The organism is Oceanococcus atlanticus, from assembly GCF_002088235.1.
Lineage (GTDB): Bacteria > Pseudomonadota > Gammaproteobacteria > Nevskiales > Oceanococcaceae > Oceanococcus > Oceanococcus atlanticus.
The window spans coordinates 63005-89463 of record NZ_AQQV01000002.1 but is presented as its reverse complement, the minus strand read 5'-3'; the positions used below and the strand labels follow the sequence as shown (position 1 = coordinate 89463).

The 26459-nt window shown below is 61.3% G+C and carries 13 protein-coding genes; 6 read left to right on the top strand and 7 right to left on the bottom strand.

Features of this window, described 5'->3' with window-relative positions; all coding sequences use genetic code 11:
• Positions 1-17: 17 nt before the first annotated feature.
• From ATO7_RS07685 to ATO7_RS07665, 5 genes are all read right to left on the bottom strand, one after another.
• Positions 18-1460, bottom strand: coding sequence for a hypothetical protein (locus ATO7_RS07685; protein WP_083561109.1), 1443 nt, complete (start codon positions 1458-1460; stop codon positions 18-20).
• Positions 1457-1828 carry a hypothetical protein gene (locus ATO7_RS07680; protein WP_083561108.1) on the bottom strand — a complete coding sequence of 124 codons (372 nt, stop codon included), beginning with the start codon at positions 1826-1828 and terminating at the stop codon, positions 1457-1459. The genes ATO7_RS07685 and ATO7_RS07680 overlap by 4 nt, the downstream gene beginning before the upstream one ends.
• 1 nt (position 1829) lies before the next feature.
• Positions 1830-4019 carry a peptidase M19 gene (locus ATO7_RS07675; protein ID WP_083561107.1) on the bottom strand — a complete coding sequence of 730 codons (2190 nt, stop codon included), beginning with the start codon at positions 4017-4019 and terminating at the stop codon, positions 1830-1832.
• Between the two features lie 128 nt (positions 4020-4147).
• Complete coding sequence (locus tag ATO7_RS07670) at positions 4148-4294, bottom strand: DUF3096 domain-containing protein (RefSeq protein ID WP_083561106.1); 147 nt, start codon at positions 4292-4294, stop codon at positions 4148-4150.
• Between the two features lie 72 nt (positions 4295-4366).
• Positions 4367-4648, bottom strand: coding sequence for an HU family DNA-binding protein (locus ATO7_RS07665; RefSeq protein ID WP_083561105.1), 282 nt, complete (start codon positions 4646-4648; stop codon positions 4367-4369).
• A 186-nt stretch (positions 4649-4834) separates the two neighbouring features.
• Here ATO7_RS07665 and ATO7_RS07660 point away from each other — a divergent pair, with 186 nt between their 5' ends.
• The gene (locus ATO7_RS07660; RefSeq protein WP_240499445.1) at positions 4835-5266 is read left to right on the top strand and encodes a YkgJ family cysteine cluster protein; all 432 of its coding nucleotides are present in this window, start codon (positions 4835-4837) and stop codon (positions 5264-5266) included.
• 7 nt (positions 5267-5273) lie between these two features.
• On the opposite strand, the gene ATO7_RS07655 is transcribed toward ATO7_RS07660, so the two are convergent.
• Positions 5274-7928 (bottom strand): protein kinase domain-containing protein, encoded by a 2655-nt coding sequence (locus ATO7_RS07655; RefSeq protein WP_083561104.1) that lies wholly within the window; start codon positions 7926-7928, stop codon positions 5274-5276.
• A gap of 65 nt (positions 7929-7993) precedes the next feature.
• On the opposite strand from ATO7_RS07655, the gene ATO7_RS07650 reads away from it, so the two are divergent.
• Positions 7994-8542, top strand: a complete 549-nt coding sequence (locus ATO7_RS07650; RefSeq protein ID WP_083561103.1) for an ECF-type sigma factor — start codon at positions 7994-7996, stop codon at positions 8540-8542.
• 30 nt (positions 8543-8572) lie between these two features.
• On the opposite strand, the gene ATO7_RS07645 is transcribed toward ATO7_RS07650, so the two are convergent.
• Positions 8573-8986 carry a hypothetical protein gene (locus ATO7_RS07645; protein WP_158523100.1) on the bottom strand — a complete coding sequence of 138 codons (414 nt, stop codon included), beginning with the start codon at positions 8984-8986 and terminating at the stop codon, positions 8573-8575.
• Positions 8987-9113: 127 nt separating this feature from the next.
• Between ATO7_RS07645 and ATO7_RS07640 the strand changes: the two genes are divergently transcribed.
• The 4 genes from ATO7_RS07640 to ATO7_RS07625 are packed head-to-tail and all read left to right on the top strand — an operon-like array spanning position 9114 to position 26445.
• The gene (locus ATO7_RS07640) at positions 9114-15521 is read left to right on the top strand and encodes a Calx-beta domain-containing protein (protein WP_146680223.1); all 6408 of its coding nucleotides are present in this window, start codon (positions 9114-9116) and stop codon (positions 15519-15521) included.
• Positions 15522-15533: 12 nt separating this feature from the next.
• Positions 15534-18752 carry a hypothetical protein gene (locus ATO7_RS07635; protein WP_146680222.1) on the top strand — a complete coding sequence of 1073 codons (3219 nt, stop codon included), beginning with the start codon at positions 15534-15536 and terminating at the stop codon, positions 18750-18752.
• On the top strand, positions 18749-23083 hold the full coding sequence (locus ATO7_RS07630) for a PKD domain-containing protein (RefSeq protein ID WP_083561099.1): 4335 nt from the start codon (positions 18749-18751) through the stop codon (positions 23081-23083). The genes ATO7_RS07635 and ATO7_RS07630 overlap by 4 nt, the downstream gene beginning before the upstream one ends.
• Positions 23080-26445, top strand: a complete 3366-nt coding sequence (locus ATO7_RS07625) for a hypothetical protein (RefSeq protein ID WP_083561098.1) — start codon at positions 23080-23082, stop codon at positions 26443-26445. Before ATO7_RS07630 ends, ATO7_RS07625 begins: the two co-directional genes overlap by 4 nt.
• Positions 26446-26459 lie beyond the last annotated feature (14 nt).

Genomic DNA, 26459 nt, shown 5'->3' with positions numbered 1-26459 from the left:
TCTATTGCGCGGTTCGCCTAGCCCTGCAGAGGCTGGGCCAGAATCCACAGGCCGATACCGGTGAACAGCACCATCAGCAGCAGCATCGGAATCTGACTCAAGGTTGCCTGTGTGCGACTGGGGAAGCTGCGCAGCGCCTCAGCATGAGCCAGATACACGCTGGCCACGTGACCGATCAGAATCAACCACACCTGGGTGTTCCACACCACGCCCATGTCCGGAATGATGGGTACGCGACCGCTGATGGCCGAGCCAAACAGATTCCAGCCCCAGCCAAACGGATCGGAGACCAGGGCGCGAATTTTGACCCCCTGATTGAGCAGCAGGGTGTAATAGTGCGTCGCGTGATAGACCAGTGCGATGGGCAGCAGGCTGTAACCAAAGCGCAGGGCCAGCTCGGACAGGGGCAGGGCGCTGCGTGTGACAATGCGGCCCAGCCACAGGAACAGCACAAACAATCCGAGGTAGATGAATGGTGATGCGATCAGCCAGAGCAGTTCGTAGGCCACATACCAAGGGCGCAAAGCCACATAGGCATAGATCGGCGGTTGGCCCAGCCAGGGGCTGATCCAGCCGAATGGGTCTTTCCAGAACAGGTTGAACCACAGGCTGGTCTCGCGCAGGCCATCGTAGGCGGTGGACGAGAGCATGAACAATATGAACACCAGCAGGCTGAGGTGCTCGACCCGCTGGTGCAGCAGGCCGCTGAGCGGCCAGCGCAGGCGCAGACGCTGGGCTCCGGATTGGTTCGGTGCGTAGGCGATCGGCGCCAGCTGCGCGGCGAGACGAAACATCACCGCGAAAAACTCGCCATAGCGAAACCACGCGCGGGCGCCGATCAGCCAGATGGCGAACAGATTGAGCGCACAGTAGGCCAGCAGTATCAAGGACAGCGAAAACGGTCGCGTGCGCCCCAGCAGCTCGAGCGCGATGAAGCTCATGTACAGGACCACCGCCGGCCAGTAGGCGAGTTGCTCGGCCGGATAGCGGATGCGTCCCTGGGCCAACGTGCGCTCACTGAACAGCGTGCTGAGGCCGCGCCACGGACTGATGGCGACGTAGATATCACCCAGCAGGCTGCTGACATAAAGCATCCCCAGCGCGAACACGATCCAGAAATAGGTCATGTTGAAATTGCGGTAGGGATCGATGGTGCCGCATAGGCCGGTGACGATGGCCAGCAGCATGGCCATGCTGCTTAGGACAAGCAAAGGCATGCGCAAGGCCTGCAAGGCCCGGCCCAGCACGCTGTCGCCGAAGGCGTATTGTGGTGGTTTGAGCTGGGCGTCTGCGCGGGTTAGGAAAAAGCCCATGACCAGGAATGACAGGGCCAGTGCGGCCATGGCGCCGTAGATGTACATCCAGTAGGGCATGGGCAGGCGATAGGGCTCGCCAAAGGAATGCGCATGGCCGAGCGCCGGCGTGGCCAGCGCGAGCACAACAGCCAGGGTACGGATCACGGACGTGGGTAGACTTCCAGTGTGGCCAAGCGCTGGCCGCCTTCGTGCCACTCCAGTTCAAACCGGCCGACGGTGTTGGCCACGAAGTGCACCTGTGAAGGGTAGTCCGGTGCCAGATACAGATGCAGGTCGTAATCATGCAGATGCAGGTGCGCCATGGCTGAGCTTTGCGCGCTCAGCCTGATCTGGTCGCCCTGATAGACACTCAGCGTGCGTGGCGCCTCGGTCTGTGCCGGATGCAGCTGGAAGTGGAACTCATATGGCTCGCCGCGGGCCTGTGAGTGCTCGCCTGTGGTGGGTTTCATCACCCACCACAGGCCGACCAGAAGCAGCGCCGAAAGGCTGACGAGTAAACCGGCTGAACGCATGTCAGTTGCGGTTGTACACCCGTTCCCACATCTGGATGTAGGCTTCGGCTGAATTGAACAGGGCCTCCAGGGCTTCGTTGCCGCCCTCAAGCCGCACTTCTTCGACAAAGTCCGCGACCAGGCCGTAGTGGGCCATGCCGACTTCGTCGATATGCCAGAACTTGCCGCTTTCAGGGATGCTCAACAGGTCTACAGTGAGTGGTGCGAAGCCGCTGAACAGGCCGCCCCAGTCGTCGCCACTGAATAAGGTGAAGGGGTATTCCACCGGCACCGCATCACCGCCGCGCGGGCCAGGGTGACCACCAAAGCCATTGGCGTCTGCACCGTAGCCCAGGCCCAGCAGCTGCTCGTTCTCAACCCCGGCACGTTCACGCCAGAACTTGAGTTTTTCCAGGAATTCGACGTGCTTTATACCATTGCCCTTGTACGGGTAGATGGTGCCGCCGGCCTTGAGCATGCGAATGGCCTGATCACTGGTCAGCCCGCCATGGGCATCGTGCGAGGAGGCCATCGGGTAGGGCGGGTCACGCTGCTCGGCGATGTCGAGCATGATGTCTTTGCTGTGATAGGCGGCGTGGTCGATGTCGATCACCATGCGCTTGTCCATGATCGCGTTGAGCGCGTATTCACCCAGATCGGTCACGGTGCGTGCGTTGCAGCGTTTACCCGGTGGGTAGGTTGGCAGGGTGCCGCCGGTGACTTCCAGCAGCAGCGCGGTGAGCGGGTCGTTGCCGGTGCCCGGAATGGCCGTGGTCATTTCGGTGCCGGGGTAACGTACAGCGGGCTCGTCTTCTGGGTGCTCACGGCACTCGGTGGTTTCCCAGAAACGCCCGGTGTCGAGGAAGTTGAGGAAGTTGATGACATCGCCGCTGAAGATGCCGGCGCCGCCCAGCGAACTGTCGATGTCGTGGTAGGGATAGATGTGACGCACACCCAGTTCCCACAAGCGATCAATCTCCTCGCTGATCTGCTGCTCGTCACACTGCCGTATTTCGATATCGCCGGGCAGCATGGTTACACCGCAATTGAAGACCTGGGCCACCTCGATGCCGAGTACCACGGCCAGCTTGCCGTCGTTGATGACTTCGCGTGCTTCCAGCGGACTCTTGACGATGCGGAACCAGCCTTTGCCCGGGCCGCCATTCTGTGCATCGACGTAGTCCTGCACTTCGTAGAGATATTCGACCTGTTTGGTCGACACGCTGGCGTCGTTGCAGTCCGCTGTCGGGGTCAGTGAGTACAGCTTGCCGACCTCACACAGGGCCGCGATGTTGGTGCCGTGGTTGACGATCAGGCGAAGGCCGGACAACCAGGCGCGCTCGACCCACTTGTAATACATCACCTGGTGGGTCAGGAAATTGCGCTGCGGCCAGCCAACGAAAGTCGGCCAGCCCTGGGTGTCGTGGGTGGCTACGGGTGTGCCTTCGAGAATGTTGTTGGCGTCACGGATACCCTGCGGGCCGTGAAAATCGGCGCAGTCTTCCAGCGCATGTGGCACACCAAAGCGATGGAACACTTCACCGTAAAGTACGCCGCCGGCTGAAGGGCCGACATCGCCGGCATAGGACATCTCGCTGGACATGCCCATGTGTGTGTGAACGTCGGCAAAACCGATTGCAGGTTGATCCACGCCACGACCTTTGAAGGTCTCGCCGCTCACGGCGGTGGGCATTTCCGGGTATTCACTGCACGGTTCGCTGGTTGGAACGAAGCGGAACGCCGCATTGTCGCTGTCGCTGCTGCCCAGTGTCAGGGTGCCATCTTCGGCTGCAATCAGGCTTTGCCCAGCGCTTTCCGAAGCAACGCTGAAGTGATCGCTGCCGGCGTCGTAGTCGATGGTCCAGATCGCGTCGTTGCTAAGCGCTTGGCTGGCTTGCACGGCCTCACCGTTGGCGCTCATAGCCGAGCGGTCGGTGGCATAGAACAAGTATTTGCCAAGCGTTGCTGCCTGCATGAAGAAAGCTTCACCGCTGATCGGATCAGCCGCCGCGGCTTTGTATCCACCATCCACGCTGGCGACATAGTCGCCGGTGCGCACGGATTGCATGGCGTAGCAGCCGCCGGCCAGGGCGTAGCGGTCCTTGGCGAGCGGTGACAGGGAACCATCGCCGCCTGCTGATGGTGAATTGGCGTTGCACGCCGCCAGCAGCACAGTGGCGCCGGCCATGGAAAGAATGGAACGGGTTTTCATTACGGCTCTCCTGCGCGCCGAATCCCAGTCGGCACGTATGATTTTTATATGCAGGAGTCTAGCCGCTCAGGCCGTGCGCGCGGCCCGCGATCACAGCAGAGCGTGAATATTTACTACTTGTGTGACAGTCAGCTCAGGCGGATGCCGAGGATCTGAATCAGGCCGATTGCGATCAGATAGGCGGCGACGATGTAATTCAAAAGCCGCGGTTTGATCAGGATGGCCACACCCGCGAGGATGGACAGCAGGGGCGCAAGTTCAATGTGTAGGGTCATGATTCCATCGCTCCTGGTAAACGGGAAAACATTGCGACCGGCGCCTTGGCAACCGGTCGCAACGGTAACGCCTTACAGCGAATCTTTCAGAGCCTTGCCGGCCTTGAAGGACACCGACTTGCTGGCTTTGATCTTGATCGTTTCGCCGGTGGCCGGGTTGCGACCGGTGCGTGCAGCACGCTTGCTCAGGCTGAATGAGCCGAAGCCGATGATCGAAACACGGTTGTTCTTCTTGACGCTCTTGCCCACCAAGCTGGTGAAAGCGTCCAGTGCAGCAGCGGCATCCTTTTGCGAAATGCCGGCTTCTTTGGCCATGGCGGCCACGATGTCCTTCTTGGATACGGTGTCTGACATGTTGTCTCCTAATAGATGGATGCCCCAAATTCTCCGGGCCACGGCAGTCTTAACGAACTGAACATAAGTTACAACCGTCCGTAAGGATTATTTTTAGTGGTTTTTTGCCCCGGGTGGCTTGATTTTCCAATCGGCGGGCGCAAAATTCCGCCGCCGAATAGTCGGTTAGCGTGAGATCGCAACTGCTTGGTTACCGCCATATTTGAGGCGCCGGGGGCGCCATGGGTTCATCCGTGTCTGCGGTGTGGGGCATGCTGCGCCCACTATCGCGCGTCGTTTTACTGGGCTGAAGCCGATGACGCGACGCCCGGCGGGGTGCCGGTGGAGCTGACTCAAGTGCTCACGCCCCACTTGCGCGTGATGCGGGGCACCGAGCGCAAGCCCGCCCGTTGCATTGCGTTGCAGGGTGAGGTCGGTGTGGCGGTGAGCTGTTCAATTCACCCGCGACGGGCCAGCGTGTGCCGCGAGTATCCACCGAGTTTCGAGGACGGTCTGCACAATCCGCGTTGCGATGAGGCGCGCCAGGCGCATGGTATGGCCGCGCTGACACCAGCAGACTGGTCGGGTTTCGAGCCGGATGCGCCGCCGCCCGTGCTGACGCCACCACGAGCCGCCTGATTAGCACTTAAAACCGCGGTTTCTGACTTTCCAGGGCGGCAACCGCCGCGCTGTTCTCGCCGTAGCGCCGGCGCGCGGCGAGCACGGCCGCATCGGCCAGCTCGCGTGCCTGTGTGCGCCGATTGTTGAGGGCCAGCGCCTGGGCCCACTTGAGCTGCGCAGCCAGTGTTTGCCAGTGGTCAGGTCCCTGAGCCTGACGACGCAGCGCGACCGACGCGGCCAGATGTTCAAGCGCGGTGGTGTCGCCCAGCTGGGCCTGGGCCCATTTTTCCTGCACGAAAGCCCGCACCAGATCGGCCGTCTGGCCGCTGTCCGTGATCATGGCCAAGGTGCGCGTGAACGCATCATCACTGGCCGGCTGTCGCTGAACCAGCGCATCGGTGCTCAGTGCAACCGCGTGGGCGCGGACCTGCAGCAGCGAGTAGGGTGCTGTCATGTCCCGACAACAGCGCTGCAGGACCTGGCTTGCGTCGTCGGCGCGACCGATTTCAAGATACAAATCAGCTAGGTAACTGCTGATGCCGATATGCAGAGGCGAGGCGGCACCGACGAATTCGACGGTCATCGATTCCGCCTCGGACATCAGCTGCAGGGCCGCCGAGTGGTCGCCCAGGTGCCAGTACGCTTCGCCCAGATTCTTTTTCAGGGCGGCCAGCGCGGCCGAGGGGCCGAACAGCTTGGTTCTCAATTCATGGGCTTGGTTCAGGCGCGTTTGTGCGGTGTTCAAATCGCCATCACGCAGGGCAGCCAGGCCCCAATTGTTGAGCAGATTCAGCGCATCGGGTGATTCGGTCTGCTGGGTCAGCGTCCAGTAGTCCCAGGCTTGTTGAAATGCCTGCTGAGCCTGCTCAAGTTGACCGGCATAGAGATAGTTGGTGGCCAGATTGGTGGCCAGGATTGCGGTCACGGTGCTGTTCTCACCCGCCAATTCCAGCTGCTGGTCCAAGCCCGTCCTAAGCACTGCGATGGCCTGCTCGATGTTGCCCTCATTACGCAGCAATTGGGCCTTCAGGGAGGCCGAGTCAATCAGGTCGTGACGCCAGCGCATGGGGTCCTGTTGCATCACGCTGAGTGCTTGCTCAAGAAAGCTCGCCGCTTCTGCGTAGTTGCCGGTTCGGAACAAGGTCTGAGCCAGGTCAATGCGCGCTTCGGGCATCGGCCAGCTGCCGACCGCGCTGTCATCGGCCAGTGCCAATGCCTCGCGCAGCAAGGGTTCGGCCCGGGTGTAGTCATTGTTGATGAAATACAGCTGGCCGAACCCGGCGAGCATCTGTGCGGCGGTGCCGGGGTCATCCGCATAAACCTTGCGGATGTCGCTGATGCTGTTTTCGAAAAGGTCCGAGCCGGTGAGTGCCTGGTCGTCGGACTGGCTGGCGTGCAGCAACTGAAACAGCGAACTGCGCACGGCATGGGCGCGCTCGGCCGAGCGCAAAGCGGCATCACGCTCGGCGGCAATCTGCTGGGTCTGGAACTGACTCAGTGCCAGACCCGCGATCAGCGCGCTGAGCAGGGTAAACCCGGTGGCGCTTTGCCACGGATTGCGCCGCAGGAAGCGCCAGGCCCGCTGGCCAAACGTGTGCCCGCTGGCCTGGATCGGGCGGTAATCCAGAAAGGCTTGTATGTCGCCAGCCAATGCATCAACGCTGGGGTAACGTTGAGCGGGATCACGCGCCATCGCTTTCTGCACGATATGGTTGAGATCGCCCTGCAACAGACGGCGTGAAAACGGCGCCTGCTCACCTGCAAGGCCGCTGAGCAGGTTGGGTGGTTCGTCATCCAGGATGCGTTCGATGGCGACCGGCAAGCTGGCTTTGTCCAGCCCCCACGGCGCGCGGTGGCAGAGCATGAAATGCAGCACGCCGCCGAGTCCGTAGATGTCCGTGGCGACCGATACCGGGCTTTGCTCGATCTGTTCGGGGGCGGCGTAGCTCGGCGTGAACAGCACCTGGGTGGTTTCCAGATCATCCGGATTGTCGAGCAAGCGTCCGATACCAAAGTCGAGAAGCTTGGGCTCGCCATCCACCGAAATGCGCACATTGCCGGGTTTCAGATCACGGTGAACGATCAGCTGTGCATGGGCGTGGCGCACGGCATCGCAGATTTTCAGAAACAGCTGCAGGCGTTGCGTCAGGCTCAGATCCTGCTGATGGCAGGCCTCGCTCAGGCTCAGGCCGGGCACATACTCGACCACCGTATAGGCGTGGCCGCTGGCGGTGGTGCAGCCGTCGAGAAAGTGCGCGATGTTGGGGTGGCTGAGTCGATTGAGCAGCTGCCGCTCTCGCTTGAACTGTTTGCCCAGGCTGCCATTGCGCAGCAGCTTCAGCGCGCCATGTTGCTGAAAGTCTTCGCTGTTGCGGCTGACCAGATAGACCTCGCTGGTGCCGCCATGGGCCAGCGGCTCCAGAATCTGCCAGTCATCAATCTGCTGATCGCGCGCAAGCGTGTAGGGCTTGTCTGCGGCTTGCGCGGGTGGTTCGAGGAAGTCGTCAGCCTGATCCAGCGAGCGCGACCAGCCCAAGGCGTGCTGCAACAGGTCCGGGCGCTCCTGCAGCTGGGCGGTCAGGCGTTGTTCACGTTGGGCATCAGGAAGGTCTGCGACCGCGTCGAATGCGTTTTCGAGTTCTTGCCATTCCTGTGGGCTAAGCGAGACTGCCGCGGGCATATTTCGTGATCCAAGTCGCGTTACTTCTCAGTACGAGATGCTAGCATTGCACGGACATCCACCCGATGCGTTCTAGCGTACCCATGGCCCAATCTGGCTCGTCAGTCGAACTGCAGGATATGACGCGACAGCTGTATGCCGAGCTGAAAGGTCTGGCCGCCACCTTGCGCCGCCAGCACCAGGTCGGGGACACCTTGAACACCACCGCGCTGGTCGGTGAGGCCTACCTCAAACTGCGTCATTCCGGGGGTTGGGAAAGTCGCCAGCATTTTCTGCGGGTCGCGGCCCACGCAATACGTCAGGTTCTGGTGGATGAAGCACGCTACTGGTTGACGGCCAAGCGCCAGGGGGCCAGCAGCGCGGTGAGCCTGGACGATCAGCATGATGTGGGTGAAGCGGCCAGTGATGAGTTCCTGGTTAATCTCGATCAGGCTTTGACGCAGCTTGAAGCGTTCAACCCGCGGCTTGCCGCGCTGGTGGAATGCCGCTATTTCGCCGGTTACTCCGACGACGATATCACCGCCTTGCTCGACATCACGGAACGCACGCTGCGACGCGACTGGGTCAAGGCCAAAGCGTGGTTGCATCACGTCCTGGGTGAAGAAATTCACTGAGACTGTCCGTTAGGACGCATGTCATCGTACTTAAAAGACAAGGGCCGTAACGATCGCGGCTGGTTGATGACGAGGACGTGCAATGCACTGGCTGACGCGGGACGCCCGGTATACGGTTGAGAACACACTGAAGGCGCGCTGGGTGCCGCGCAATCTGGCGCTGGCTGCCATGATGCTGTGGCTGGTCGGGTGCTCCTCCGGTTCTGACAGCGGTGAGCCTGTGGTCTCACCCAGCGCCAGCCCCACGGCGGCGGCATCGCCCAGCCCGTCGCCCAGCGCGAGCCCAAGCCCGTCGCCAGCTGTCACGCTAAGCCCCAGCCCCTCACCAGATACAAGCCCGGCGCCGACCGCGACGCCCACGGGCAGTCCTGCGGTGACCCCGGGCAACACACCAGCGCCGAGTCCCAGCACAACGCCCAGCGCCACGCCCAGTCCAGCGCCCACGATTACTGCGTCTCCGTCGGCCACTCCCAGCCCGACACCGCTAGGCACACCCAGCCCGGCGCCCACCGCGGCCACTTATGTGCCGATCACGGGGGTAGTGCAGAAGGGCTTGTTCAATCAGCTGAATATGAATGCGCGGCAACTCAATCAGCAGGGTGGCGGCGTGCGCCAGTTGCCGGTGAGCGTTAACAATCAAGGTGGCTATCAAATGCAGGCCCCCGTTGGGGCGCTGATTGAACTGGAAGCAACGGGGCAGTTCGTTGATGAGTTGAGCGGAGAGACCATCACACTGGAGACACCGCTTTACACCTTGTTCCGCGTAGCCGGCCCGCAGACCGAGAACATCAACATCCTGACCCACATCATGCGTGGTATGGCGTTGAAGCCGCCGCCGGGGTTTTCCGGCGGTGCCGGGGCGCTATCCCAACGTTTACCGTTGGTGGAGAACAAGCTGCGCAACGGTTTGGGGTTTGCGGCCGGTGTGGATCTGAACACCCTGGATTTTTCCAAAATCAAGGACGATGCAGACCTGAGCGATCCGCATCTGTCGTTGCTGTTGCTGTCAGCCGCACTCATGAACGAGCAGCGCTTGTCGGGGCGCATGCCGGTTGCCTGGGAAGTCATCAATAAGCAGCTTGGCCAGGGCAAGATCGACATTGTCGATCTGTTTGATCTGTTCAATGGATGGGACGCTCGGGAGCTCGAGCGTCTGATTCGCTTGGCGGGACAGATTGTGCTGCCGAATTTGCAGATCCCGGACGACATGGTGTGGGTCTGCAACCTGATTTGCAGTTGGCAGCCCCAACCGGGGATCAGTATCGCCGGGACCAGTGCGTTCGAATCCTACGGTGAGCTTGTCATGGTGGTGCGCCGGTCCGGTGATTTTAGCGACGAGCGTCAGATCAATCTGCACGCCACCTCGGGTAGCGCGCTGGACGGCATCGACTTTGTCGGTGGTTCGCGCGTGGTCACGTTACCGGCCAATGTGCGTGATGTACGGGTCTTCATTCCCCTGTTGATTGATGATGTCAGCGAAGGGGGCGAGCAATTTCAGGTGCAGATTGATGGCGATGAGAGCATCAATAATGCCTCTGCCAGTGCCGGTATCACGGATCAAGAGCCGCCCGGTTTGCGCCGTGATGACAGCACCAGTGTGGACCTGGCGCGGGCCTGTTTTGTCTCCGCCGGGGCCGCCGCGGAGCTGCGCGATGAACCATGCCAAAACCCGGTCAATGCGCTGGAGGGGCTGGTGGGCGATGACGCCGAGTTGGCATTGCGACTCGCCATCGTGCTGCAAACCAGCTGCAACAGTGGGGGCAATCGTTGCGCCGCGCGCATGCGTGATTGGCCGGTGGAACTGACCTTATACGTGGTCGATGCTCAGCAGAGCGTCCAGGCACAGGCGGCAATGGGTACCTACGCCTATTTTGGCGCTGACGTGCTGCATCTTGATGATCCGCTGAGCGATGCACCTCAGATTCTGGTCAGCCTGGCGGGTCAAGCCTTGCAGGATCTGCTCGATGTGGCGCGGGCAAGTCCCGGCTATCGCTTGCGCCTGCAGGTGGACGGCGCCTTTGTGGATGCGCCCATCGTGGCCGAATTGCCCTTGCTGATACCTCTGGAAGACGAGGTTCAGTTCGGTGATCTTCGCTTGCCCTTGCTGCCAGGCAACATTGTTCTTGACGATGCGCCTGGCGCTCTGTGCCCCAGCGGTGATGTGTTGCTCGATGGTCGCTATTTGACCTATCAGCCGGGCTTTGACGATGCCACCTTGCGTGCCCTGGGCAGCGACCCGCAAGCGGCGGACGCACCCTATGTGCTGGACGGCCAGATTTGTGTTTCGCTGACGCCCAACGCGGGCCGCTCGGCCATCACCGCGACCGATGCGGATATCGACCTGGCTGAATCGCTGTGGCCGCTGCCGGATGGCCATGGCACGGAGTTGCCGCAGCTGCCAGGGGTGTTGTTGCCGATGTTGTATGTCGGTAATACGGCGACCCCGCTGACGCTGATGACGGAATGGCTGCCGTTCGGTATGCGGATCGACGGTGGTCGTTTAACTGAAAATGGCGCCCAGCTCAGTGTCAATGGTCTGCGTTTCCTGCAGCACCGCGCGATGTCGAGTCAAGATCCGCGCCATGACTTGAGCCTTTTGGCGAGCAATGATGTGCTGTACCGAAGCAGTGTCAGCAGCAGTCTCAAGCTCACGCCTCAAGGCCTGGACGGCACCCTGAGCTTTGCTGGCGGAAACGGGCGGATCAGCGTGCCTGCGGGCCAGATCAGCTGGGATGCGTTTAGTGTGTATCTGCGCGAGACGCGCTTTTACGAGTGGGAAAGTCCGGTTGTGACCTACCGCTTCGATCAAAGTGCCGATTGCCGTGACGCGGGTTGTTTGGCCGGCACGGCTTTGCCCTACGAGGTTCGCGGCCAGCTGATCCGCGATGACAAGGGATTCGCGGTCGGTGATGTGCTGGTCCAGGCGACGCAGCAACCTGCCTTCGGGCGCAAGGGCGAGGGGCGTTTTGCGTTTGCCCGGCCCGATGACCTGATGACCGGCGATCGCGCGACCTTAGCGCTGGCGGGTTATCGCTTTGATGCACAGTCTGATGTTGTCAGCGCGCTCAATGCGCATTTGAATTTCGGCGGTAACGGCCTTGAGATTCATCCGGTTGGGAGCGAGGCCTATCGCCTGGGTAACTATGCCCCTATCGGCTTAAGCGTGGGGCCGCAGATTTACTCGGACGCAACCGGCGTCCCGCAACTTGGCGGCGGTCGCAGTCTGGCCGGTAAAGCCTTGCGTGTGGATTCCGGCGGCGATATCAGCAATTTGAGCGCCAGCGTAGCGACCAAGTATGTGCTGCGTCCGGGCGGGTTTACCGGTGTTTTCAACGCCAATCTGGGCGGTGCGGGGCAAACACTGCGTTTGTCCGGATACGACATGGCAATGTCGCGCTTCGCCATCCGCGCGGTCGACAATCAGATCGACGAAACCACCTGGCTGGACGGTGGTTTTGATCTGGCCGGTGACGCGCAGATTTCAGACATCCTGTTTGCCGGGTTGCAGATTGATTGTGCGGCCAATCTTGGCCAGGGGCGCCTGGTCTTTGAGCTGTGCGATCAGAGCGACGACAACGGCAACGGCGTGGTGGACGAAAACTGCCCGACAGCCCTGGGCAGCTGGCAGATGCCCAGCGTGATCGGCAGCCTGAAATTCACCGATGCCAGTGGCGATGTCGCCGCGCAATGTGGCGATGATCCCTTGTTCGCCACGCTCAGCCAGAGTGTCCATGCGCTGGCGTTGGATCGTCCGATTGCCATGCAGATCGGCTGGTCACCTGATGGCTATGTGCGCTTCCAGCAAAGCCGTGGCCTGGGTGAGTTCGCCCTGGATGCCACACAAGACAAAGCCGGGTTTGCCACCCAGGTGTCCAAAGCGCGTCTGAATTGTGTGGACGGCAACGCCAATGATCGCTTGCTGAGCTGCACCGATTTCGCGGGCGGGCAGGAGGCGGCTTTCGCCTGGATGGACGGCGAGGCGCTGGTCGGTCTGCCGTTCTGGAACGCGGTCGAAGCGGACTACCGCTTATTCAATAGCGTCAATTTCGGTTTATCACTGGACGGCTATGTCGCTGCACCGTCGGCCTTGCTGCCGCGCGGTGAGTTGGACGGTCAGAATCTGGCCCGCAACAACCAGGCGCTGATGGCCGGGCTTGCCGACAACAGCGCGCTGCAATTCGATGTGAGTTACAGCTGGGGCAACACCGGCTTCGGCTTCCGCCTGCCGGCCTATTTCGCGCCGATGGGCCTGGATGGTCGCGAGCTGTCGAGTTTCATCGGTGTGCGCAAGTCGATCGACTTGCTGGTGCTTGAAGCCGGTGCCGGTATCAATTTCATCGAATCGGATCGCACCAAGTTCAGCTTCGGCGCCAGCGCGGATATCCAGGCCCTGCAAGAGCTGCAGATACAGATGGATCTGGGCAATCCGGACTCATTGGCCAAAGTCGACGCGCTGCTGATCAAGTCGCGTGTGGTCAAGGGGCCGGTTCTGGAGCCGCTGTTCAGCGACATTCAAGACAAGCTCAATGTGGTGAACCGCTTCGCCGGTCGCGGCCTGGACACGCTGATCGAAGAAGGTCTGACACGATCTTTGGAAGAAGGCGGTGAAGCCATTGGCGCGCTGTCACCCTATCGAGAAGATCCCCTGGTGACGCTGTCCAAGGGGCTGGCCGAGTTGCACAGCGCGCCGGATCAGGTCATCGGTTTGCTGCGCAGTGAGATTCTGCAGCCGACCTTGTCATTGCTGGATCAGGCCGAGCAAAGCGTACGTGAGCCTGGTTTGCGCTTGCTCAGCGAAGTTGAAAACTGGCAGCTGGATCCGTCGCCGTTGCCGCAGGTGCCGGCCGAGGTTCGCAGCGCCTTGACCCAACTTTCGGCGGCCAGCGGGCAGCTGCACAGCGGCTTGAGTCAGGTCGCCGGGCGCATCGGCGATGAGGTCTCGCGTGCTCAGTCAGTTGTCGAGCAAGGACAGGATGCGGTGGCCAAGATCGAGTACAGCCTGGCCGAAATTGACAGTCTGCTGCGTCAGGCCAGCCAGGTGGTCAGCACGGTTTGCGGCGGCAGCCTCACTGGTGAGGCCAGCGGTTATGTGGCGCAGCTGTTTGCCTCGTTGGATGTGATGCGCACCGTTTTGAATCTGGCCAAAGGCAGTGATCTGCTGGTGCCGATCATCCAGCTGGCCGCGCAGGACGAAACTCTGGCGCAAGCCCTGCAGGATGGGCAGCAGGCGGTCTCGCGCAACGCACAGGATCTGCTCGAGCGCCTGGGTGAAGTTGAGGAGCGCCTCAAGACTTCGGTGTGCTCCAGCCAGGTTGCGGACATGATGACCCAAGCTGACGACCTGCTGGGGCAGATCGACACCGAGGTCCAGCGTGTCAGCGGGGTGTTGAACACCGCCAGCAGCCAGCTCGATCAGCTCGGCGCTCTGACCACCACAGTGCGTGATCAGATCGTCGCACCGCTCAACACCTTTAATCAGACTCTGGCGCGGGCCGAAGACATGCTCGATCAAATTGATCAGCAAGTCGCCAATCCGCCGGATGCGGCGGATGTTAAAGCCCTGCTGGATGACTACATCACCGGCTCCGCCCTGTTTGCCAGTGGCCTTGGGGTTGTTCACCCGATGGTGAATACCGTGATTGCCGACCCGCGTGATCCCGCTCAGGTCGACATACTCGACTTCCTCGCTGCGCAAATCACCCAGCGTGTTGAAAGCGAGTTCGACCAGGTTGAGCGCACGATCCGCACGCAACTGGCGGGCGTCTTGCCCGGTGCCAGTTACAGCCCGGATGAATTGCGCCGCATGCTGGTGATGGCGCTGATGGACGCCCCGCCGGTGCGCAATCTGCGCGCCGAGGCGGACAAGCAAATGGCCGAACTGCGCTACAAGCTCAACTCGCTGGTGCTGGATGTCACCGACCAGGTGAACATGGCGGTGAAAGGCGCGGTGGCCAAGGTGGAAGGTGAAATCAACGAGCTGCTCGCGGATGCGACCGCCCCGCTCAAAGCGATTCCCTTGCAGTCGGCCAGCATGGACGGTTTTGCGGTGATTGCCGGTGACGAACTGGAGCGTGCGCACCTCGGCGCGCAGTGGACCATGGGCGCCGATGCCGAAGGCCAGGATCCCAAGACCTTTGGTGCGGCACTCGATGCGGTGAGCTGGTCGGCCAATAACAAGACCGGCGGATGCAGCATTCCGCAGGGCCAGAGCCGTCTGGATGTGACTCTTTCTGCGTTCAATCTGCCGGCCCGCTTCGGCAGTTCTGACATCACCATGAAGAAGATCTACATGGGCTTCACGCTGGATCAAAGCGGCAACAGCGGAATCGTGCCCAAAGGCGTGTTCGGCGGGTTGCAAACCCAGGGCGAGATCGCCTTCACCGAGTTCAAGATCTTTGACCCGGCATTCGCTGCCGGTGTGGGGGATCGCGAAACCTATGTGGGTGCGGCAGCCGGCGCGGTGTTCAGCGCCATTGCGGTTGAGGCGGCGTTCCTGGCCGGGCGCACCTGCAATCAGGACATCCTGTTGGAACTGGACCCGAATGTGGCGCAGTTCATTCCGATCCCGGATAGCGGTTTCTTCGGTGCTTACGTTCGAGGATCGGCCAGCATCCCGGTGTGGACCAACGGCTGCCCGTTGACCATTGGTGTGGCGGCGGATGCTGGCGCCTGGTTGCTGGCGGGGCCACCGCTGACGGTTGGCGGCCTGGTCGGCGGCGGCGCCTACGGCAAAGTCGGCTGTGTTGGCGCTATTCGAGGGCAGATTCGCGCCCTGGGAACGGTCAACACCGACGGTGACTTTGTCTTTGCCGGCGAGGGGTTTGGTGCGGCGGGTCTGGGGCTGTGCGAACCGGCGGGCTGGACCTCGGTTGAGCGCAGTCGCGCCGATAGTTTCTGTGGCACCGCTGATGCCCGTATCGCGGCCAGTTTCGACGGCAGCTGGAAGCTGCTCGACATGTCCATCAGCGCCTTGCACTAAGGGATGCGCGCCATGATTACTCGTATTGTCACTATCACCCTGCGTGCCCTGTCTGTTGTTGCGCTGGGCTTGCCAGTGATGGCATCGGCCCAGCAGGCGCTGTACTTCGTGGGCAAAGCCGCCCCGCTGGGTTCCATGTCCAGCGCTGGCCAGCAGCAGCGCGCGGTGTATTTGCGCTGGGACGTTTTGGAGGGCGAATTGCCGGGCGATTTGTCCGAGTTCGTGGTTTTGCGCGACGGTGAGGAGCTGGCGCGATTGCCCGCGCATGCGGTGATGTCAGCCAGCCAGATCAAGGCTCTGTACGCCGGCGCTGCCCAGCAGCGTCGCTACCTGGAGTCGTTGACCCAACTGAAGCGGCTGGCCTTGAACGACCCCGACGTGGCGATGTTCGAGTCGAGCCAGTTTTTTGCGGCGCTGCATCAGCGTTTGGTTTCCTCGCGTGCGTCCGATCGCCTGTTCCAGGCCTTGGCTTCGCGCATGGATATCAATATCGCACGGGCACGCAACCGTGCCTTTATCGACACCACCGCGACGGCGGATCATGTCTACGAACTGTTGGCGCAGCACAGCGGCGGCGAGACGGTGCGCGCCGGGCAGGTCACGGTCAATCTGGCCGAATCCACTCGCAATCTCGCGGTGGATGACTTCGCTCAGGTTGCTCAGGGCGCGTGTGACGAACTGGAAGCGGGTAAGGATCACTACACCGTGGCGCTGACCTGGAAAACGCCGGGGGGAGAGAATCAAGCCGACCGCCTGGCCAATCAGATCAGCGTATCCGGCTACGACCTATACCGCAGTGACTCCAATGTCACCCAGCTGACGGCCCGTGATCTGGCCCGTGAAGCGCGCGGCTTGGCCCACAACAGCGTGGGGCGGTTGGACTTCCCGGACCTGCAGCAAGTCAATGACACGCCGATCACCAGCGAAGGTGCCCAGAACGGTGAGCCGGTGTTTCTGGAAACCCACGATCAGCTCATCGCGGCGGGTTTGCGTCCGGGTGACACGCGGGCTTACTACCTGGTTGCCCGCGACTTCGCCGGCCAGTATGGCGCGACCCGCGCTGTGCTGGTCACCATCCCTGACATGAGCCGCCCGCCAGCACCCTGGGATGTGCGGACCTATGCCGATGCGGGGCTCGATGATCCTGAGATGGAGCTGTGGTGGGAGCACATCACGCCGCAGGGCTACATTGATGAATTCCTGTCCGGTCGCGCCATTTGCAACCGCGACGAGATTGAACAGAGCGGGCGCGTGGAATCGGTCGGTCTGAAGGAAAACTGCGACACCGGTGTGCGCCGCGCAGTGCGTGCCAATGTCAGCGCATACAAGGTTTATCGCTTCGATACGTTCGCTCAGGCAAGTGCGTTCCAGGATGCCGATGGTGATGGTTTCAGCGACCGTGTCGAGCGTCAGATCGGCAATGGTGCGCAGTGTGATGCCGGTGTGGTGCCCGATTCGGGGGTGTCAGCCTGGGTCGAGAACGCCAAGATCAACGTGGGCACCTTGCAGACCGGTGATCCGGTGGTGCGTTTTCGTGATGAGATCCCGGCGGATCAGCCGGGTTGGGTGTTCTGGTACCGCATCGCCAGCGTGACCGCGGATGGCCGTTTGAGCCAGTTGTCCGCGCCGGTACGAGCGATCTTCCCCGATCGCAGTACGCCGGATGTGCCTGTGCACGCATCCTCGACGCGCAGCGGTGATGAGAACTGCGAGTGCGATATCGCGGTGATCAACGAGGACAAGCCCTGGGCCTTTGAAGACCGTATCGGTCGCAGCGATCGTATTGATGTTCAGTGCGGCGGTGCCGGTTTCGGCACTACGGTTCAGCGCGATATGAACGATGAGAGCAGCGCCGTGTGTCTCAGCGATGTGGTGCGCGAGCAGTGCGGCGGGCCGGGAATGATTGATCTGCGTTATGAGCTGCAGCCACCGGGCAAGAATGAGCCGGCGCAAACCTGCAGCGTGAGCCTCCCCGACGAGGTGGGCTTCTGCACCAAAGGTGAGGTGGCGCTGGTTAAACGCAACTGTGATGGCGTGCCCGTCGAGCCCGGCACGCGCGCCGAAGGGCCGGTTCGTCATCGGCTCAATTTCCCGGCCGACACCTGCGGCACTTTGGAGGCCCGGCTGGGTGACCAGCGATTCAAACTGGCCAGTTCGTGCGGGAGCGCGACGCCAGGCGAGTTGGAGTATGAGCAGATCGCCGGAACCCTGTGTTTGTCCGCCTACAGTCAGGACGAAAACAACAACCAATCGCCTTCTTTGCAGATGGGCTGTTTCCAAGTGGCCGGGGCAGAATCACTGACCCCGCCGGGTGAGCCGCAACCGGTTTCGCTGGAATTTCTCAGTGACAAAGCGACGGTGAAATGGCGTCTGCCCGCCGAGCCCATCGCCGTAACCATGATTGAGTTGAGCCGCGCCGGCGCACAGCCGCAAGTGCTGACCCAGGGCGTGGCGCAGCCGGGCAACGACCCGCAAGCCGTGCTGCGTCACGATCTGGTCGTGCCAGACAGCCTGTTTGCCGGCGAAGAATGGTGTGTACGTCTGCGCGCGATCGGTCCTACGGTGCAGGGCGAAGCGGCCGTGCAGTCGGACTGGACGGCGCCACTGTGCACCTACCGCGATACGGTGGCCGGGCCACCGCAGTATCTACCCTGGCCCGATGTGCCGCAGGCACCTCAAGGTGACGTGCTCAGCGTGTTGAGTGGGCTGGACATCGGCGCGCTCACGTTCGTGGACCGGGTGATTCTGGCGTTGCCTCTGGCTGAGATCGGTGCGCTGGACAATGAGTGCACGGACTATCGGACTGCTGCTGAAGGTGGCGGCAAGACCGAGCCCGGATTGCGCGAGCCGGTGTGCTCCCAGTACGGACTGCTGCGTGCCGACAATGCACTCAGCGAGGTTTTGAGCTTCGTGGTCTATCGCCAGGCGCGCAACGCCGCCGGTGTGCTCAGTGATTGGCAGCAGGTCTCGCCAAGCATTGACCGCTTGCATTGGGATCGTCAGGCCACCACACCGACGACCTGGAAGCTGGCCGATCCCTACATCGGTCTGGTGCCTTTGGATCCGGCATCGGACCAGTGGCAGTTTGTCTACGTCGACCGCTATCCACGCATGGCAGGGCGCGACTACCGCTACCAGATTGTCTATTTCACATCGGATCAGCGTATCCGCCAGTGGCGAGGGAGTGACTGGTTCGTTCAGGCCGATGTCAACGCCGGGGGTGACCAATGAAACCGCAAGCATGGGCTGCGGGCCTGCTCGGTGTTGTCGTGTTCGGGGTCAGCACCGCACAGTCCCCGCTGTTCGAAGGGGGTAATCCGGAGGCGTGGATTTTCGAAGCCGAGAACCCCGGGCTTACGTCCATCGACACGGGCCAATGGCTGGACACGTTTGAGGCCAGCGGCATCAGCCTGATCGGCAAACAGCAAGCTCTGATCAACAATCTGGCCGACAGCCGGCCACCCATGCAAGCGCAACAACCGGCGGTGTCGCTGGCGGGTTTGAGTCAGGCCAGCAACAGCCAGCAAAATCCGCAGAACAACCAGGTTTTGCGCATCTGGCCAGACAGCGGTGCTTACGATCGCACCATCCGCCTCGAAGTTGGTGTTGTGGCGGAGTTGCTGACCACGCAAGCCACTCTCACGCTGAATGTGCAGCTGGATGCCCAGCCGTTTCGCAGCGTGGTCTTGTGCGGCACGCAGAGTCCGCCGGGATGTGTATCTGCACAAGCCGTGCGCGATGGGTACCGCGGGCTGATTGATCATGTGATTGAGCCTGGCGCTCACACGGTCTCGGTGGAGCTGCGCAACGCGGCCAATCAGCAGTTGGCCGCAGCGAGCAAGCTGTATCAGCTGGATGTGGCCGATAGCAAAGGGCGCTTGCGTGACAGCGACGGCGATGGCATTCCGGATCTGATCGAACGCGAACTCGGGCTCGACCCGCTCAGCGGCGACCGTGATGTTGACCGCGATGGTGACGGCTGGACGGATTTCGACGAATGGCTGCGCGGTGCCGATGCCGACCAGCGCAATGACCCGAACTGGGTGCCGGTCGATACTGATGGCGACGGCTGGTCGGATTGGGATGAAGATCTGCGCGGCACACGCGCCGACGATCCCGATCCGCAACTTAAGCCGCGCGCTGGCGAGAACACTCAGACTGATGCGGATGCCGGCGTGCTTCAAAGCGAAAGCTATCTGCGTCGCGCCCAGCGTTTCCGTGAGTTCCCCCTGGCCCGACGCTTGTATGAGGTCGAGTACATCAGCGACGCGGCCGCACTCACGCCGCGGCCCGGATTCACCGGCGAGTGGCAAGCCGCTAGCGCCCAGACGCTGGGTGGCCACAAAGCCTGGCGTCAGGCGGATTTGGTCGATGAGGCTTTGCTCAACGAATCCGTGTTGACCGGCAATGATCTGGCCGCGTCCCGCCTGGCCTCGCAGGCCGCTCAGGCACTGGCGGGGGGGCGTTTCCCGGCTGCGCGCATGCCCGCTTCGGAAGGTCTGATGCTGGATGTGGCGCTGCGTCAGGCCGATGACACGCTGCTGATGCACAAACAGTATCTGCCGGCAGTGGTGGATGCCGACCTGCCGCGTTTCCTAGCAAGCGATCCGCAGTGGACGGATGGCGAGACTTTCCGCAAAGCCTATATCAGCTGGCTGGAAGCCAATCTGATTCAGTCCTGGAGCGGTCCGCTCAACTGGGACGGCACGCGCACGGCCTTGGCCCTGGAATTGATTCTGTCCGACGAGGCCCGCCTCAATGCCGCGGCAGCGCCGGTCGTGTTCAACGATCGTGTTGATCCGGTGGCCCGTTTGTGGCTCGCAAAGTTCCTCAAAACGCTGGATCGTATCGGCCCGCCAGGAGGGCTCAACGCCTTGGTTGCACGGCTGGACAGCGTGCTGTCCGCCGCCGGCATCTTGCGCGATGTGGCGGTATTTATTGACGAGCAACTTGCCGTCGATCGGATGCCGGCTGCTGTGCTCAGTGATGTGTACATGGCGGAACGCTTTGTCAGCAGTTTCGCGCTGCAGGACGAGGATTGTTTCGTTTCAGCCGAATTGCTCGAGCTGATCCAGCAAAGTTCGTCGGCGTGGCAACAGTTCAGCAGTCGTTGCCCAATGTATGCCACCGAGGTCGATGCGTTGGTCGTGGCCGATCAGGACCGCGCGCGGCGCTATGCGTTGCGTGGTCTGTTGCTGCTTGAGGCGGCGGATTTGGCCAATGACCAAAGCTTGCTGCACCCGGATGCAGACAGCGACAACGATGGGCGGCTCAATGATCAGGAAGTACGCGGCGTTGTGCTGGGTCAGACCAGCCAGCCGGATCGCATGGACAGCGATGACGATGGCAATCCGGACGCCAGTGACTTGTGCCCACGTGATCTGACCGATGCCTGCCTGGGCTTGCCGTCCGAACCGATGCTGCTGTCCGATCTGGAACCTTTGGCCGAGGAGGGCGATGGTGCGCTGGCCGTGATCGCCCTGCATCTGGATCGTGCGGTCAGCTTCGAGGTCACCGGGGCGTACAGTGCACAGTCGATTGATGATGACAGCGCCACGCCTGATGTGGACTACCGCACGCTCAACGGCAGCTTCCGCATTGCCCCGGGGCAGCAGGTTGCGGTGATCACGATTCCGGTGATCCTGGATGATCAGGACGAGGGCATTGAAACCTTCTCGCTGCTGTTGCGTGACATCGTAGGCGCACGCAGCACCATTGTTGATGACCGCATTGTCGTCAGCATTGCCGACCCGGACCTGGATGGCCCGCCGGCCGATCCGCCCAGCGCTGTCGCAAGCGCGCCTGTGGCAGTGGATGAAAACACCCAGGTCACCCTGGACGGTCAGGCCAGTGTGGATCCGCTGGCTCAGGGCTTGAGCTATCAGTGGACCCAGCTGTCCGGACCGAGCATCAGCCTTAACCAGGCCGACACGGCTTTGGCCAGCTTCGTGGCACCCGCGGTGGGCGCAGAGCAAACCGTGGTTGTTCGGTTGACGGTTACAGACGCGCAGAGCCGCAGCGCCAGTGACAGCGTAAGCATCGCGGTGCGGCCGGTAGACGATCCGCCAGAGGTCCTGGGTACGGCACAGTTCGTGGTATCGCGAGGCAGCAGTCTGGGTGTCCAGGCGCCGGCACTGTTCGCTTACGTCAACGACCCGGAAGGCGCTGTGCTGAGTCTGGATCAGTTCCTGGGGCGGCCCGCCGGCGGTGTCTTTGTGCCGCGTGCGGATGGATTTGATTTCACGCCGTATCAGGGTGAGCAAAAGCTGACGCAGGACACCACAAGACAGTTGCAGCGTGCGGGCCAACAACACGCCGTGTGGCTGGAAACGGTTGCAGGCGAAACCGCGTTGCAGGTGTATTCGGCACAGACCCAGTCCGTGCGGACGCAGTGGCAGTCGTCTGAATTGCAGGACATCTTGGCGGCAGCGGAGATACCCGTGGCTTACAGCCTGTCCAGCAGCCTTGCGGGTTTGCCGACCTGGGCGCTGGAGTGGGTGTCCAACGGCGAGCGCTTCGAGTTGGGTGAACTCGGTGTGTATTCCACTCAGGAGGTGGTGATCAACCCGGAACTCGGCGACCTGTATTTCTGCGATACCCGCAGCAGCCCGGTTTGGAGTCGGGTGGATGCGGAAACGGGGCAGATTCAGGCCAGCACAGCGTCGTGCACAGGCACAAGTCTGGGCTATACCAGCGCCAATCGTCAGGGCGAGTTCTGTTTCGCTGAGGAATCCCGTCTGTACTGCGCACGCGGCAGTGATGTGCGTTTTGTGACCGACTTTTACAACCTGAGCACATCGTTCCTGGCGGCTTATCAGTTCTACGGGCGTCATGACGAGCTGTTGGTGCCCGTTCCCGCCAGCGCTGGCGGCTACGACTTGTATCGTATCGATGCGAATGACCAGATTTCACTGCTTGCTACGGTTGACGGTAGCCCGGTGGTCGCACCGCACAGCAATGGCAGTCTGATCATTGGGGTGCCTGAGGGGGATCGCGTGAAGCTGTATTACTGGACGGGTGGGCCCATGGTGCCGATCACGCCAGCTTTCGCAGAATCGGTGTCGCGGAACTCGCTGGGTGCGCTGATCGAAAACGAAGGGCAGGTCTACTGGCAAATCGGCATGCCCAGCAACACCTTTGAGGTCTTTGCCATAGACCTGTTTGGCGCGGTGGTTTCTGAAGGGACAGTTGATCCTGTCACTCTGTACACCGGGCAGGTCGTGACGGGACGCCCGCCGTGGCGGATTGAGGTCGATGACCACGGTGTGCTGGTGCAGACGCCGTCTGGCAATCCGCCCAATTGCAACGTGGTGCGTATCGATCCGCAGACCCACAATTCCGGGATATTGCTTGGTTCCATGCGCTGTGATCCTGCGTATGTGCAACTGACGGATGGTTTGGTCTATGTGCGGCAGGACGGCGCACCCGACTATCACCGCCCGGTCTACCGCTACGACGGTGAGCCTGTTAAGGGTGTGACCTCGTTCGCGGCCCGAATAGCGGACCCCGGCGGACAAAGCGCGGACCTTCCGATTGAAATCACCATTGAGGACGCGCCATGAGTCTGCGTTCAGATTTTCCCTTGCGATCCTTGTGTCCGGCGCTGCTCGCTTTGCCGCTGTTGGCTTGTGGTGGCGGTGGCGGTGGCGCGGATGATGCCCTTTCGGATGTGCCGGCAACCGAGAGCGACCAAACCGCCGTGCCCGTGGGGGCCTTCTATGCGGGACGCGCGTTACAGGCCGAGGAGGATCTGGACAGCGATGGCGATGGCTTGATCGACCGCGTCGACCCCTTGCCTCAGCGTGCGCCGGAGCCTCTGCCGCCAGGCGCGCCGTTCGATCTGGCGGGTGTGGGGGTGCCGTTCGGCGATGGCGTATCGCAGGGTTTTATTCATGCGGATACGCCACTGCGTCTGGACGTGCCGGGGCTTGCGGCGTTGTCAGACAGTGCGTGGCTGGTGCTGCGCAGTGGCGAACAGGATCAGGTGATCGCCTTGCCAGCCCAGGATACGATCCTGCTGGATACGCAGCAGATTGTCGGGCGCCCCAATGCGCTGGCGATCATGACCCGTAACTGGATCACGCCCTGGCGCCCGGTTCAAAGTATTGTCAGCGGTGGGCCGCTGGTTCAGGCGGTGGGGCAGGCGTATACCGGGCAGCCGCTGGCGTTGCAGGGTTTGAACCTTGACCGCGCGACGTTTTCTGATGGCATCCACACGCTGGTCGGTCATGCACAGGGCAATGTTTTCGTTTTGGATTGGCCGGGCAACGGTGCATTTTCAGAACTGCTGGTTTCAACGCCACAGGGTGTGATTCAACGCCTGCCAATCAATTGGCTACGGCGGGTCCCGGTGCGTCTGGACAGTCCGATCCACAGCGTCATCGATCAGGTGACCTTCTACGACGGCAAGGCTTTTGCCCAGTTCAGTGCGGATCAGAGCATGCAGCGTGACGTGATGGCCTTTGCGCCGACCATGCTGGGCTTCGCGCATGATGGCGATGCTCTGCTGCCGGGCGTTTTTCGTGTTGTGGTGTGGCCCGACCAGACGCAGGTGAACCTCAGCCTAGATGCCTGGTTGCAGGCCATGGCCATGGGGCATCCCATCGTGCGTGAAGCACTGCGTGATCTGAGCTGGCAGCAGCAACGCGAGATTCTGGATCAAGCCCTGATCGGGGACGCGTTGGGTGATGGTCGAGCTGCGCTGCAGGCTGCGTTGCAGGGCGATGACAGCGCCTACCTCAACCTGGCAGACCGCCTGGCGCGTGAGGTGCTGGCTGTGGTGCCGCAGAACAGCGCAAGCAAGCTGTTGCTGGGCACCGAACTGGTGCTGTCGGACGATGATGTGAACCGCCGGATTCTGCGTTACCAGAAAGGCCGCGAGCGTAATGGTGAGGCCGACAAGATCTTCTCCGGCAGCTTTGCCCAATTCGACGTCGGGACGGTTGCGCACCTTTGTGGCAACCGCACGGCGGGGCGTCCGGCGGGGGTGAGTTCTGGTGACATCTGCGTGGTCAATCGCAATCAGGTGCCGGCCAGTGTTGCCGTGCGCACCGGCAACAGCGATAGCCAGTCCTTATGGTCGGACCATGTCAGTGTGAAGGCCGGCATTTTCAATGCCGACATCCTCGGTGGTACCGGCGGATTCTTCAATCTGGAATTGTTCGGTGACGCCGGGTATTTCGGCTTCAAGCAGACGCATTTCTTCCCTAAGGCGGGCGACAGCACCTTGTGCAACTCGACCGATTGTCAGGTTGAAATCGTCACTGCGGGCTATGGCTACGGTCTGAACGAGACCCTGAACTCAAAGGAACGCAGCGTTTCGGAAATGCTGCGCAAGCGCGCCATCATTGATGTGATGATTTTGCCAATTGTTTCTTTGGCCACGGGGGAGGATTTCAAATACAGCGGCAAGCTGGCGCAGTGCATTGCGACAGCGAGCATTACGGCGCTGGATTTTGTCACCAAGTCGGCGGATATCTATCAGAAGATCAATGACTCCAAGGGCAGCGATGGGAGTTTGGAAGTGTCGAAGCTGGCCAGCAATTTGCTGCCGTTTGTCGCCAACGACTTAAAAGATGTGCTGGCTGATGCACGTCTGCCAGCCTGCTTTGCGCAGGCCGCTGCGGCCGGCAGTGCAGAAGCGGCCAAGGACGCCGCTGAGAAGGGCCTCAAGCGGGTACTGACCCGTCTGAAAGCGAGCCCTATCGGCTTGTTGATGGAAGGCTTCTCCATGGCGGAGGGCTGGATCGAGATCGCCGCGACGCCCAGCTTGCTGATTTTCGAAACCGAATTGATGGTTAAGCCCAGGATTGTTCAGCCGCCGGTGCTTGATGTAACCGGCGATCTCAGCGACGAGATTCAGGTCATCGGTCGATGCCTGGGGCGCAAGAACCCCAGTGACTCCGATGATTGTGCCAATACCAACGGATCTGCAGACCCGGCCTATCATCCGGCATACATCCGTTTCAGTGGGCGCAAGCGGGTTGGACGCGGTACCAAACGTGTAGAGGTTGCGTTGACCGCCGCCGATATTGCCGGGGTTAAAGACGCCAATGGCAATGCTGAACCGTTTCCGTTCACCAGTGCGGTGACGGTGAGTATGCAAAGCGTTGCTGACGAGATTGCGCTGGACATCTTGCAAGATCAGTTGCGACCAGGCGATGTGGATGTTGATCTCATCTATCTTGACGCCGATGGCAATAGGATTCATCTGCCTGCGGGTTCGATCGAACTGCGCAGCTTCCCCGGGCCTGACCCGGTCGACGGGATGTCCTGGAGCGTCGGGAAACTCGGTTTCATCTCCGGATACCGACTGGAGCGTTTCGACGTGGCGTCGGCCAAACTGGTGCTGACCAGTGTGGATTTGAACGGCAGCCAGACGCATGAGATTACACAGCTGAGGTTGTCGAACGCAGGCAACGAAACCGATATCGAGTTCAATGTGCCTGCCAGCTTGTTGCCTTCAAACCGCAACATGCTGAAGTTCGAGGTCTATCTTGTTACACCGCAGCAGAGCTTTGAATTGGGTGCGGTGATTGTCAATCGGGGCGCGGCCAGCCGCTCGCGCTTGAGTGACTATGGCAGCTGCAAAGACGATACGGCACGCCTGCAGTTGCTCAATGCGCAGAATCAGGTGGTGCGCGATGCCGATGGCAACAAAGCGGAAATTCTTATCACGCCGTCCACGTGGGCGCGTGAGTTGAAATGGGACAACGCGTTGCTCAGCACCAATGAAGTGGCAAAAATCCGCATCGTGTGCGAGGACCCCGGCAATGACATGTGCGGGAACAGTCTGCAGTTCAGCGAAGGCAATGGCGCCAGTGTGTGCACGCTGGCCTATGACATTGATTCCTCGCAGCCGTTTTTCAGCCGGAAGAACAACATTTCACTGACCAAAAACCAGGAGCAGGTGCTCACCCCTTAGTTGCGAGCAAGCTG